The 12,025-nt window shown below is 59.5% G+C and carries 14 protein-coding genes; 8 read left to right on the forward strand and 6 right to left on the reverse strand.

Annotated features, from left to right (window positions below; genetic code table 11):
• Positions 1 to 133: 133 nt before the first annotated feature.
• Together E3O56_RS21960 and E3O56_RS21965 are read left to right on the forward strand one after the other, a co-directional pair.
• Positions 134 to 856, forward strand: coding sequence for a TorF family putative porin (locus E3O56_RS21960; RefSeq protein ID WP_248128978.1), 723 nt, complete (start codon positions 134 to 136; stop codon positions 854 to 856).
• Between the two features lie 66 nt (positions 857 to 922).
• On the forward strand, positions 923 to 1,792 hold the full coding sequence (locus E3O56_RS21965; RefSeq protein WP_078822002.1) for a DUF6279 family lipoprotein: 870 nt from the start codon (positions 923 to 925) through the stop codon (positions 1,790 to 1,792).
• A gap of 39 nt (positions 1,793 to 1,831) precedes the next feature.
• On the opposite strand, the gene E3O56_RS21970 is transcribed toward E3O56_RS21965, so the two are convergent.
• Complete coding sequence (locus E3O56_RS21970; protein ID WP_103733656.1) at positions 1,832 to 2,233, reverse strand: transcriptional regulator; 402 nt, start codon at positions 2,231 to 2,233, stop codon at positions 1,832 to 1,834.
• A 154-nt stretch (positions 2,234 to 2,387) separates the two neighbouring features.
• On the opposite strand from E3O56_RS21970, the gene E3O56_RS21975 reads away from it, so the two are divergent.
• Entirely contained in the window at positions 2,388 to 2,663 is a 276-nt protein-coding gene (locus E3O56_RS21975) for a hypothetical protein (RefSeq protein WP_032879994.1), read from the forward strand.
• A 47-nt stretch (positions 2,664 to 2,710) separates the two neighbouring features.
• Here the strand turns inward: E3O56_RS21975 and E3O56_RS21980 are convergent, their stop codons facing one another.
• Positions 2,711 to 4,057, reverse strand: a complete 1,347-nt coding sequence (locus tag E3O56_RS21980; RefSeq protein WP_005790219.1) for a DEAD/DEAH box helicase — start codon at positions 4,055 to 4,057, stop codon at positions 2,711 to 2,713.
• Between the two features lie 192 nt (positions 4,058 to 4,249).
• On the opposite strand from E3O56_RS21980, the gene E3O56_RS21985 reads away from it, so the two are divergent.
• The gene (locus E3O56_RS21985; RefSeq protein WP_103733655.1) at positions 4,250 to 5,542 is read left to right on the forward strand and encodes a mechanosensitive ion channel family protein; all 1,293 of its coding nucleotides are present in this window, start codon (positions 4,250 to 4,252) and stop codon (positions 5,540 to 5,542) included.
• A 16-nt stretch (positions 5,543 to 5,558) separates the two neighbouring features.
• Here the strand turns inward: E3O56_RS21985 and E3O56_RS21990 are convergent, their stop codons facing one another.
• The gene (locus E3O56_RS21990; protein WP_078822015.1) at positions 5,559 to 6,125 is read right to left on the reverse strand and encodes a TetR/AcrR family transcriptional regulator; all 567 of its coding nucleotides are present in this window, start codon (positions 6,123 to 6,125) and stop codon (positions 5,559 to 5,561) included.
• A 127-nt stretch (positions 6,126 to 6,252) separates the two neighbouring features.
• Between E3O56_RS21990 and E3O56_RS21995 the strand changes: the two genes are divergently transcribed.
• Together E3O56_RS21995 and E3O56_RS22000 are read left to right on the forward strand one after the other, a co-directional pair.
• Positions 6,253 to 7,041 (forward strand): SDR family oxidoreductase, encoded by a 789-nt coding sequence (locus E3O56_RS21995; RefSeq protein ID WP_103733654.1) that lies wholly within the window; start codon positions 6,253 to 6,255, stop codon positions 7,039 to 7,041.
• A gap of 63 nt (positions 7,042 to 7,104) precedes the next feature.
• Positions 7,105 to 8,136: an NADP-dependent oxidoreductase gene (locus E3O56_RS22000; protein WP_248128979.1), complete on the forward strand. Its 1,032-nt coding sequence runs from the start codon at positions 7,105 to 7,107 to the stop codon at positions 8,134 to 8,136.
• Here the strand turns inward: E3O56_RS22000 and E3O56_RS22005 are convergent.
• The 3 genes from E3O56_RS22005 to E3O56_RS22015 all read right to left on the reverse strand — a co-directional run bounded on the left by E3O56_RS22005 (position 8,090) and on the right by E3O56_RS22015 (position 10,231).
• On the reverse strand, positions 8,090 to 8,962 hold the full coding sequence (locus E3O56_RS22005; RefSeq protein WP_005790229.1) for a carboxylate/amino acid/amine transporter: 873 nt from the start codon (positions 8,960 to 8,962) through the stop codon (positions 8,090 to 8,092). The genes E3O56_RS22000 and E3O56_RS22005 overlap by 47 nt on opposite strands.
• A gap of 203 nt (positions 8,963 to 9,165) precedes the next feature.
• On the reverse strand, positions 9,166 to 9,765 hold the full coding sequence (locus tag E3O56_RS22010) for an FMN-dependent NADH-azoreductase (protein WP_103733652.1): 600 nt from the start codon (positions 9,763 to 9,765) through the stop codon (positions 9,166 to 9,168).
• Between the two features lie 151 nt (positions 9,766 to 9,916).
• Positions 9,917 to 10,231, reverse strand: a complete 315-nt coding sequence (locus E3O56_RS22015; protein ID WP_032879985.1) for a hypothetical protein — start codon at positions 10,229 to 10,231, stop codon at positions 9,917 to 9,919.
• Positions 10,232 to 10,280: 49 nt separating this feature from the next.
• On the opposite strand from E3O56_RS22015, the gene E3O56_RS22020 reads away from it, so the two are divergent.
• A complete protein-coding gene (locus E3O56_RS22020; RefSeq protein ID WP_005790234.1) occupies positions 10,281 to 11,204 on the forward strand; it encodes a LysR family transcriptional regulator in 924 nt (307 codons plus the stop codon).
• Between the two features lie 14 nt (positions 11,205 to 11,218).
• Positions 11,219 to 12,022: an alpha/beta hydrolase gene (locus E3O56_RS22025; protein WP_248128980.1), complete on the forward strand. Its 804-nt coding sequence runs from the start codon at positions 11,219 to 11,221 to the stop codon at positions 12,020 to 12,022.
• The last annotated feature ends 3 nt before the right edge of the window (positions 12,023 to 12,025 follow it).

The raw sequence follows: 12,025 nt of genomic DNA on the forward strand, positions 1-12,025 counted from the left end.
ACACCCTTCAATACCAAGCTAATCGACGAACGGGCCTCAATGCCTGGCATTCGCCGGTATCCTTGCACACGTCTAGCACGGGCATCTGCTCGAACCCATCCGTTACTGCTCCTCGCTTTTCATGGAGTGAAGCATGCTTAAACGCTGTATTTTCCTGGTCAGCATTCTGATCGCCAGCCCTTTGGCCGAAGCGCAGATTTTTCAGCGTGAACTGGGCGACTTCGACCTGAAATTGGGCACTACCCCCAGCCGTAGCATGGCCCAGGGCCTGGTCAAGCCCACCTCCCCTGGCAGTGACTCGTTCCACGGAGGCCTGGACCTTACCCACGACAGCGGCCTGTATTTCGGCCAGTTTTCACCGAATATGGGCCTGTCGTCGGCCAACAATCTCGAAGTTGACTCCTACCTGGGTTTCAAACGCCCTTTCGACCAGACCCTGGGCTATGAAGTGGGCTTGATTCACTACAGCTACCCCAAGGTCAGCCCCCTCGACAGCCAGGAGTTCTACGGCGGCCTGAATCTGTTGGGCAACCGCTTCGGCGTGTCCTTCAGCAACGACCCCGACCGTCAGGACAGCACCCTGTTCGCCGACCTCGGCGGCACCCAGCCGTTCGGTATCGGCGTCAGCATGAAATACACCACCCATCAATTGGGCACACCGGTGTCGGTGGAAAACGGCGCCATCAGCAGTTTCAGCGACTGGTCGGTGCAATTCTCCCGGGCCTGGAAAGGCATCGACCTGGATCTGATCTACAGCGACTCCAGCCTCAGCGGCGGAGAGTGCTCGGCCTACTCCGGACACAACTCGCAATGCGACGGCCTGTTGACCTTGAAGGCCGTCCGGCCGTTTTATTGATGGGCTGAACTGTCGCACCCCGCGCAGGTTCACATGCATTAACCCCATCCGTGCAAGGACTCGCCCATGTTGCGCCGGCTCAAACTCCTGATGGTACTGCTGACCCTGAGCCTGGTGCTCGCCGGCTGCAATCGCGTGGGCCTGGCCTACCGTAATCTCGACGTGATCATCCCCTGGACCCTCAACGACTACCTGGACATGAATGCCGGGCAGAAGAGCTGGTTCAACGACACCCTCAAGGAACACCTGGCCTGGCATTGCACCACGCAATTGCCGGGCTACCTGGACTGGCTCGACCGCCTGCAGCAGATGGTCGACAGCCAGCAGATCACTGACGCCGCGCTGCAAACCCGAACCGTGGAAGCCAAGCAGGCGATTGCCGAGATCGCGCGGGAGATCACCCCGTCCGCCGTGCAGTTGCTGCAGGGTCTGGATGATCAACAGGTCAAGGACATGAGCGACGCCCTGGCCAAAGACCTGCGCAAACGCCAGGATGAATACCTCAAACCGCCGCTGGCCCAGCAGATCAAGGAACGCGCCCAGCGCATGAGCAAGCGCCTGGATGCCTGGATCGGCCCGCTAAGCGCTAGCCAGCAAAACCGTGTAACGGCGTGGTCCAACGCTTTGGGCGAACAGAACCAGGCGTGGATCGGCAACCGCGCCCATTGGCAGGCGCAGTTTATCGAGGCCGTTGAACACCGCCACGACGCCGACTTCCCGCAGAAAATGCAACGTTTGCTGGTGGACAGGGAGAGCCTATGGACGCCTGAATACCGCGCTGCCTATGCCCAGACCGAAGCGGCGGCGCGCAGTCTGATCGTGGACCTGATGGCTGAGAGCACCGAGCAACAACGTCAGAAGCTGAGGCAAAAAATCGACGGCGTACGAGGCGATTTCAAAGCGCTTAAATGCCTCAAGGCCGGCGCAAATCAATAGGGAGGGGAGCAGGGCTCCCACCCACATTGGATTCAGGGGTTAGATAGAGCCACCGGCAATCGCAGCTTTGGAAGAGACTTGATCGAAGGTCGCCTCCTCCAGCGCGTCCTCCTGCTCGTCCATCACTTGACGGGGGTGCTCATTGCCAGGAATCGAGCTGTCGATCAACGCCAGCAGACTTGCACCCCGCTCAGTCAAGATGAAGTTTTCACCATTGCCGCCTTCCTCTTCGGGACGCGACTCAATAAACCCGCGCTTGAACAACAACGCCTCGTAATCCGCAGCGGTTTTTTTCAGCGCATCCAGGTTCCCGGTGTCCTCGCCAGCCGCAGCCTTATCAGCGGCTTCCTGCTCGGCGTATTTACGCGGGGCGAAGCTGCCCTCGCCGTTCTGCACTTCGTGCAGCAGACGTTCGATCAGATCCCAGTTGTAAGTCGTCATCCTGATTCCTCCTGCAGGCCGATGAAAAATTAGCCCGTCATAGGTAGTGACACGTGGGGGCACTGGCCGTTCACCCGGATAGACGGGCGTCATTTCTCTGAACTTTCCAGACGTTCGCCGCCTCAACTGCCTATACCGCCAAGGAGGTCCGACCATGAAAACCCTGATGAACCTGGCGATTGCCGCCACATTGTTAAGCGCCCTGCCCGCCTGGGCTTGCACGCCTGAAGAGGCCACGGCCAAACGCGAAGAACTGGCCAAGCAAGTGACCCAGCTAACGGAGCAGAATCCCCAGAAAGCCAAGGAGATGAATGCCCAGTTGCAGAAAATGGACCTGGACACCGAAAGCGCCGAGTTTCCCGACAAATGCCAACTGATCGACGCCCGGCTCAAAGAACTGAAAGAAGCCGCCTCCAAAGCCAAAAACTGATGGCGAAAAAAAACCGGACATTGTCCGGTTTTTTTCTGCCTGGCTGCTTATTCGGCAGCCGGTGCTTCTGGCTTGCGGCGCTTGAGCGGCGCCATGCCATCCTTGCTGACGAGCGACAGGTTGTCGGTCTTCGGCCGGTTGGCGATCTTGCGCTTGGTCGGCGATTTGGCGCCGGTTTTCTTTTTGTCGCCCTTGGCGTCAGTCTTTTTCTTCTTCACGCCAACGGCCTTGCCCGACGCCTTGACCTTCTTCGGCCCGGTGTAAGTGCCTTTGACTTCCTTGATGGTACGGCGCTCGAACGACTGCTTGAGGTAGCGTTCAATGCTCGACATCAGGTTCCAGTCGCCGTGGCAGATCAGCGAGATGGCCAGGCCATCGTTGCCGGCACGCCCGGTACGGCCGATACGGTGCACGTATTCGTCGCCGCTGCGGGGCATGTCGAAGTTGATCACCAGATCCAGGCCATCAACGTCCAGGCCACGCGCAGCGACGTCGGTGGCTACCAGGATCTTCACGCCGCCAGCCTTGAGGCGGTCGATGGCCAGCTTGCGGTCCTTCTGGTCTTTCTCGCCGTGCAGCACGAACGCCTTGTATTCCTGCGCGACCAGACGCCCGTAGATACGGTCGGCGGCGGCACGGGTGTTGGTGAACACGATGGCCTTCTGGTAGGTCTCGTTGGCCAGCAACCAGTTGAGGATCTGTTCTTTGTGCACGTTATGGTCAGCGGTCACGATCTGCTGACGCGTGGTGGCGTTCAGGTCACTGACGTTGTTGACCTGCAAGTGCTCAGGGTTGTTCAGCACCTTGGCAACCATGTCGCGCAGGGTTGAACCGCCGGTGGTGGCGGAGAACAACATGGTCTGCTGGCGATTGACGCATTCAGCAACCAGGCGCTGCACGTCATCGGCAAAGCCCATGTCGAGCATACGGTCGGCTTCGTCGAGCACCAGTACTTCGACTTCCTTGAGGTCGAGGTTGCCGGCGTTGAGTTGCTCGATCATGCGCCCCGGGGTACCGATCAGGATGTCCGGCACCTTGCGCAGCATGGCAGCCTGGACCTTGAAGTCTTCGCCGCCGGTAATGATGCCGGACTTGATGAAGGTGAATTGCGAGAAGCGCTCGACTTCCTTGAGGGTCTGCTGGGCCAGCTCACGGGTCGGCAGCAGGATCAGGGTCTTGATGCTGACGCGGACCTTGGCCGGGCCAATCAGACGATTCAGAACCGGCAAGACGAAAGCGGCGGTCTTGCCGCTGCCGGTTTGAGCCGTCACCCGCAGGTCACGCCCTTGGAGCGCGAGCGGGATGGCCGCTGCTTGCACAGGCGTAGGCTCGACAAATTTAAGCTCGGCCACGGCTTTGAGCAGGCGTTCGTGCAGGGCGAATTGGGAAAACACGGGTGCTACCTCGAAGAAATACAAAATATCAGCGCCATAGGTTACCGGTTTCGGGCGGCCAAACCGAGTTTCTTTACGCGAACAGGGCTAATCAGCTGCTTTTTTGTGAGCGATTTTGTCCAGAGCGTCAACTTTGTTGCACTTAAATGCTCTAATCGCCCCGTGTTGTCTTACAGAAGAATCGGTTCACTCATGGATATCAAACAGCTCTGGCTCAACGTCCAAGACCTTTGGGGCGCCCTCGATGAACACCCGGTCCTGCATTCCAGCCTCGGCTTGCTGGTGCTGCTGGTGGTGGCATTGCTGGTTGGACGGGTAGCGCGTTACCTCATCCTGCACGCGGTCAAATTGCTTGGCCGGCAACCGGCCCTGCACTGGCTGAACGATCTGCGACATAACAAAGTCTTCCATCGGCTGGCGCAAATGACGCCGTCCCTGGTGATCCAGTTCGGCCTGTACCTGGTACCTGACCTGAGCAAGACCGCCATTCTGTTTATCGGCAATGTGGCCCTGGCGATCACCATTCTGTTTATGGTGCTGGCCATGAGTGCCCTGCTCAATGCGCTGCTGGATATCTACGCACGCACCGAACACGCACGCACCCGCTCGATCAAGGGTTATGTGCAGTTGGCAAAAATGGTGTTGTTCGTGTTTGGCGCAATCATCATCGTCGCCACCCTGATCGACCGTTCGCCGCTACTGCTGCTGTCGGGCCTGGGTGCGATGTCGGCGGTGATTCTGTTGGTGTACAAGGACACGCTGCTGTCGTTCGTCGCCAGTGTGCAATTGACCAGCAACGACATGCTGCGGGTCGGCGACTGGATCGAAATGCCCCAGGTCGGCGCCGACGGCGATGTGGTGGACATCACCCTGCATACGGTCAAGGTGCAGAATTTCGACAAAACCATCGTTTCCATCCCGACCTGGCGCCTGATGTCCGAGTCGTTCAAGAACTGGCGCGGTATGCAGGCCTCCGGCGGGCGGCGCATCAAGCGCAGCCTGTATATCGATGCCAGCGGCGTGCGCTTTTTGCGCGATGACGAAGAAGTGCGCATGACCCAGGTGCACCTGCTCACCGGCTACATCGGTCGCAAACAGGCCGAACTCAAGGCCTGGAACGAGGCCCAGGGCCACAGCGCGCAACTGTCGGCCAACCGCCGGCGCATGACCAACCTCGGCACGTTCCGCGCCTATGCCCTGGCGTATCTGCAAAGCCACCCGGACATCCAGCCGAACATGACCTGCATGGTGCGCCAGATGCAAACCACCGCCCAGGGCGTGCCGCTGGAGATCTACTGCTTTACCCGCACCACCGCGTGGGCGGATTACGAGCGGATCCAGGGGGATATTTTCGATTATCTACTGGCAGTGTTGCCGGAGTTCGGGCTGAGCCTGTATCAGCAGCCGAGTGGCAACGACCTCCGCGCCGGCGTATTGCCGGCGTTGGCCGGGGCCGCGCAACTACCCGCCATCGAAACGGCGTGAAGTGATCCGAACGGGATTACGGCAGTGATGCCGTAATCTCCTGGCGGCAAACCTCAAGCACTTCATCAGCCAAAGCGGAATCATCCGGGCACGCCCGCGATAACATGATTGCGCCAATGGCATGGGCCATCCTGTTGAGCATTTTCGCGCGCACGTCTTGCTGTGGCTCGTCCTGCGTCGTGTTGTACTTTGCCTCCAGGGCTTGCAGCGTGTTTTCCAGCCCGTTGGCGAAAGTCTCCTTAAGCGTGTCCGATTGACGCGCAGCGTCTGCACACAACGCCGCCAACGTGCACCCGCCGCCGCGATGATCGCGGTGCTGCCTGGACAGGTAAACCTCGAAAAACTCCCCCGCCTCCATCTCCACGCTGCTGGCGAGCGACTGCGCCAGGCCATTGGCGGCCGCTTCTGCCATCAAATCCGCCTTGGAGCCGAAGTGCTTGTAGAAGCCGCCCTGGGTAAAACCAGCGGCAGCCATCAATTCGGCCACACCCACCCCATCGAAACCACGTTCACGAAACAGCGCGGAAGCCGTTGCGACGATATGCGCTCGATTGTTCTGTGATTGCGTCTTGGTGATCTTCATTTCTATGCGCTCCTGCTGCCCTGCGATAGAGGGATCTTACTATGATGTCGATCATAATCAAAACCGTTGACAGCTTTGATTATGATCGACATCATAAAACCTCCCTGCACTCACTGAGCATCACACCATGAGCACTTCCAAGACCGTTCTCATCACTGGCGCCTCGACCGGCATTGGTGCCGCCTACGCCGAACGTTTTGCCCAGCGTGGTCACGACCTGGTTCTGGTCGCCCGCGATACCAAGCGCCTGGAAGCGCTCGCTGCACGTCTGCGTGAAGAGCACGCCATCACGGTTGATATCCTCCCCGCTGACCTGACCCAGATCGCTGACCTGGCAGCGGTCGAAGCACGTCTGCGCGAAGATTCCAGCATCGGTACGCTGGTCAACAATGCCGGTGCCGCACAGTCCGGCAGCTTCATCGAACAGTCCACCGACAGCGTCGCTCAATTGGTCGCGCTCAACACCACGGCGCTGGTACGGCTTGCCAGCGCCATTGCCCCACGCCTGGCGGCAGCCGGGAATGGCGCTATCATCAACATTGGCTCGGTGGTGGGCCTGGCGCCGGAGTTCGGCATGACCGTATATGGCGCGACCAAAGCATTCGTACTGTTCCTGTCCCAGGGCATGAGCCTGGAGTTGGGCGCCAAAGGTGTCTATGTACAAGCCGTGCTACCGGCCGCTACGCGTACCGAGATCTGGGACCGGGCAGGCATTGACATCAACACCCTCACGGACGTGATGGAAGTAGGTGACCTGGTGGATGCGGCGCTGGTCGGTTTCGACCGTCGTGAGCCCGTGACCATCCCGCCCTTGCAGGACGGCGCACGCTGGGATGCCTTGCAGGCAGCCCGACAAGGCTTGCTGTCGCAGATCAAGCAGTCCGAGGTTGCCGAGCGGTACCTGACCCAAGCCTGATCAACCTGTTGCAGGCGCGCTCTATGCGCCTGCCCTTCCTCTCGAAGCGATGAGCGTTGAACCATGAAGGCATTTTCCATCGAACGTTACGGCAAACAGACCGGTCGCATCACCGAAGCGCCAACACCAGTGGTGGGTGAGCATGACGTGCTGGTTCAAGTACATGCCAGCAGCGTCAACGTTCTGGATGCAAAAATCGCCAAGGGCGAATTCAAACTGATTCTGCCGTATGCATTGCCGTTGATACTGGGCAATGACCTGGCTGGCGTGGTACTCAGCGTCGGGGCCGCGGTGCGACGCTTCAAGCCGGGTGACGAAGTGTATGGCCGCCCTCCACAGCAGCGTATCGGCACGTTCGCCGAGCTGATTGCGGTACGCGAGGACGCACTGGCACGCAAACCTGCAAACATCACGATGGAGCAAGCCGCCGCCCTGCCTCCGGTCGCATTGACGGCATGGCAAGTACTGGTTGAAACAGCGAGGCTGAAAAAAGGCCAGAAGGTCTTCATTCATGCCGGTTCCGGCGGAGTCGGCAGTATCGCCATCCAGCTTGCCAAGCATTTGGGCGCATTTGTCGCAACGACGACCAGCACCGCCAATGTCGAGTGGGTCAAGGCACTGGGTGCCGATCTAGTGATCGACTACAAGCAGCAAAACTTCGAAACCCTGCTCAATGATTATGACGTCGTCTTGAACAGTCTCGGTCCGGACGCACTGGCAAAGTCACTCGACATTCTCAAACCGGGCGGTCAACTCATCTCCATCTCCGGGCCACCGACGCAGGCGTTTGCTCGCGAGCAGCAGCTGTCGTGGCTATTGGGCCTGGTCATGGGTGTGTTGAGCAGCGATATACGCCGCAAAGCGCGCAAACAAGGCGTGCGTTATGACTTCCTCTTCATGCGCGCCAGCGGCGCCCAATTGGATGAACTGACCGCGCTGGTGGAAGCCGGCATTATCAAGCCGGTGATCGACCGCACCTTCCCTTTCGAGTCCACAGCCCAAGCCCTGAGCTATGTCGAACAAGGCCGCGCCAAAGGCAAAGTGGTGATCACGATGACAGCGCCGCCCGCGCCTGGCGTGCGCCGAGCCGACTGATCCACACCGCGCCCAGAATCACCAGGCCGCCCAGGGCCAGTCGGCCCAGCGGCTCATGCTGATTCCAGATCAGCAGGTTCAACAGCAGCCCCACCGGTACATGCAGGTTGTTCATCACCGCCAGGGTACCGCCATTGACCAGACAGGCGCCCTTGTTCCACCAGTACATGCCCAGCGCGGTGCTGACCAAACCAAGGAACACCAGCACGCCCCATTGCAGCGGCGCTTGCGGCAAGAAGTCAGCCTTGCCGAACAGCAGGAACGCCGGCAACACCACCAGCAAGGCGCCCAGGTAGAAATAACCGAAACGCCGGAAGTGCGGTTGGTCACTGGGATAACGCGCCACCAGATGCTTGTACATGACTTGCCCGGCGGCGTAGGTGAAGTTGGCCAATTGCAGCAGCAAGAATCCCATCAGGAAGTGCGGGGTGATCTGATCGAAACGAATCACCGCCGCACCGCCCACCGCCACCAGGGCCGCGACCAGTGCCCAAGGATTGAAGCGCCGATTAAGCGCGTCCTCGATCAGGGTCACATGCAGCGGTGTGAGGATGGTGAACAGCAGCACTTCCGGCACCGTCAGCACGCGAAAGCTCAAGTACAGGCATACGTAGGTCACACCGAACTGCAATGCACCGATCACCAACATGCCGCGCATGAACGCAGGCTCCACCGAGCGCCAGCGCGTCAGCGGGATAAAGATCAGCCCGGCCAGCACCACGCGCACCAGCACTGCGAAGTAGCTGTCGACGTGACCGGCGAGGTATTCGCCGATCAAGCTGAAGGAAAATGCCTGAATCAGGGTGACAACCAGTAAATAGCCCATGCGCGCCTCGTTTCGAATGGGCGCGACATTAAAGCTTTTCCAGCCTTGAAGAAACTCAAGGCAAAAAAAACCCGACCTCGCTAAAGCGGCAGTCGGGCAGGAGCACTCAGGAGCAACAAGTGCAAAGGGAGGTTCGATACGCGTACTTGAAGGGTTGGCGTGGCGTTATATAAACAGCCCGCGATTATCTGGCGATTAACGGATCACGCCACCTGTGCGAGCAGGGCTTTGGCATGGTTGATGCCTTTTTCCTGAAAATCGCTGCTCAGGTTCACCCCTTCGGCGTGAATGAAGGTCACGTCGTGAATGCCGATAAAGGCCATCACCTGGCGCAGGTAGGGTTCCTGGTGGTCCGAGGTGGCCCCGGTGTGAATGCCGCCACGGGCGGTCAGCACAATGGCACGTTTGCCGGTCAGCAAGCCCTGCGGCCCGGTGGCGGTGTACTTGAACGTTACGCCGGCGCGCAGGACGTGATCCAGCCAGGCTTTGAGGGTGCTGGGGATGGCGAAGTTGTACATCGGTGCAGCCATTACCAACACATCGGCGGCGAGCAATTCGTCGGTCAATGCGTTGGAACGCTCCAGGGATACCTGCTCGCTGTCGTTACGCTGATCTTCAGGTTTCATCCAGCCGCCAAGGAGGTTGGCGTCCAGGTGTGGAACCGGGTTGAGTGCCACGTCGCGCACGGTGATCTGATCGGCTGGGTGGGCAGCCCGCCATTGGCTGATGAACTGTTGCGTGAGCTGGCGAGAGATAGAATCCTGCTGGCGCGCACTGCTTTCGATGATCAGAACGTTGGACATGGCTATGTAGGCTCCATCGGTGAATGTTGTAAGTCGATGGAGAAAAGATTAACCAGGGCTCATTCGATAAAAAAGCGCAAAAAACTGCTATAACCCATCTATAAATTTGTTTATAAGCGGAGTACTCCTGTAGAAAGGCTCCGCTATCGCTTTATTTGGGGCTGCAGTCCAAGGCAATGCGCATCTTGATGATGGAGCGGTTGAACTTGACCGTGGTGTTGGTGCTTTTGCCTGCTGGCACGCTCACGGTGCGACGGCGCGGCGATTCCGGGCCGTTGGTGAAGATTACCGAACACACAGCATCCTGGGTGCCGTAGTTGTTCAGCTGAATCGAGCTGATGTCTGCGTCCACGTCGGAGGCGGTGTAATCAATGCTGACGCCATCGATCTTTTTCGTCACGTCGATAGGGTAGGCAAATACGCTCATCGGCAGCAGCGCCAGCAACACACAACACAATTTTCTCATTCGGCAGTCTCCAATAAGGACCGCCAGCTTAGGACAAGAGGAGCTCATGTTGAAAGCGCCCCGCGTTACCCTCGATCAATGGCGCACGTTGCAGGCCGTGGTTGACCATGGCGGCTTCGCCCAGGCGGCTGAAGCGCTGCACCGTTCGCAATCCTCGGTGAGCTACACCGTGGCTCGTATGCAGGATCAACTCGGCGTGCCGCTGCTGCGCATCGACGGGCGCAAGGCGGTGCTGACCGAGGCCGGTGAAGTGCTGCTGCGTCGCTCCCGGCAGTTGGTGAAGAACGCCAGTCAACTTGAGGATCTTGCCCATCATATGGAACAGGGATGGGAGGCCGAAGTGCGCCTGGTAGTGGATGCGGCCTATCCCAATGCGCGCCTGGTGCGCGCCCTGACTGCGTTTATGCCGCAAAGTCGCGGCTGCCGCGTGCGCTTGCGTGAAGAGGTGTTGTCCGGCGTCGAAGAACTGCTGATCGAAGGCGTAGCCGACCTGGCAATTTGCGGTTTCAGTATCCCCGGTTACCTGGGCACCGAAATGAGCGATGTGGAATTTATCGCCGTGGCCCACCCCGAACATGCGTTGCACCGCATGAATCGCGAGCTGAGTTTCCAGGACCTGGAAAGCCAGATGCAGGTGGTCATCCGCGACTCCGGCCGCCAGCAACCGCGCGACGTGGGTTGGCTGGGCGCCGAACAGCGCTGGACCGTCGGCAGCCTGGCTACCGCCGCCGCCTTCGTGGGCAGCGGCCTGGGCTTTGCCTGGCTGCCACGGCACATGATCGAGCGCGAACTGGCCGAAGGTGTACTCAAGCAACTGCCCCTGGAACAAGGTGGCAGCCGTCACCCGACGTTCTATCTCTACTCCAACAAAGACAAACCCCTGGGGCCGGCGACGCAGATTCTCGTGGAGCTGCTGCGCACGTTTGACACCGCTCCCCTGGACGCGCCTTTCGCCGCTCCCCGACAAGCCTGAAACGGAGTTCATCCATGGCCTGGTTCGACCACGAAGGCTGCAGCCTGCACTACGAGGAATACGGCCACGGCGCGCCGCTGATCCTGATCCACGGCCTGGGCTCCAGTAGCCAGGATTGGGAGCTGCAAGTGCCGGTACTGGCTCGGCACTATCGCCTGATCGTGGTCGACGTGCGTGGGCATGGCCGCTCCGATAAGCCCCGCGAGCGCTACAGCATCCAGGGCTTCACGTTCGACCTGCTCGCCCTGATCGAGCACCTGGACCTGCCGCCAGCCCACGTTGTGGGTTTATCCATGGGCGGCATGATCGCCTTCCAACTGGCGGTGGACGACCCCGCGCGAGTCAGAAGCCTGTGCATCGTCAACAGCGCGCCCGAAGTCAAGGTGCGCAGCGCAGGTGACTATTGGCAGTGGGCCAAACGCTGGACCCTGGCCCGCGTACTCAACCTGCGCACCATCGGCAACGCCCTGGGCGAACGACTGTTTCCCAAACCTGCCCAGGCAGACCTGCGCCGCAAGATGGCCGAACGCTGGGCAAGCAACGACAAACGTGCTTATCTCGCCAGCTTCGACGCGATTGTGGGCTGGGGCGTGCAGGAACAACTTTCGCGAATTACCTGTCCAACCCTGGTCATCAGCGCCGACCACGACTACACCCCCGTGGCGCAGAAAGAAATCTATGTAAAACTGCTGCCCGATGCGCGACTGGTGGTGATCGAAGATTCCCGCCATGCCACGCCCTTGGATCAACCCGAAGTCTTTAACGCAACCTTGCTCGATTTTCTAAAGACAGTCGAAACCACTACCCAGGATCACTGACCC

The sequence above is a fragment of the Pseudomonas sp. W2Aug9 genome (genome assembly GCF_023127755.1).
Classification (GTDB): domain Bacteria; phylum Pseudomonadota; class Gammaproteobacteria; order Pseudomonadales; family Pseudomonadaceae; genus Aquipseudomonas; species Aquipseudomonas synxantha_A.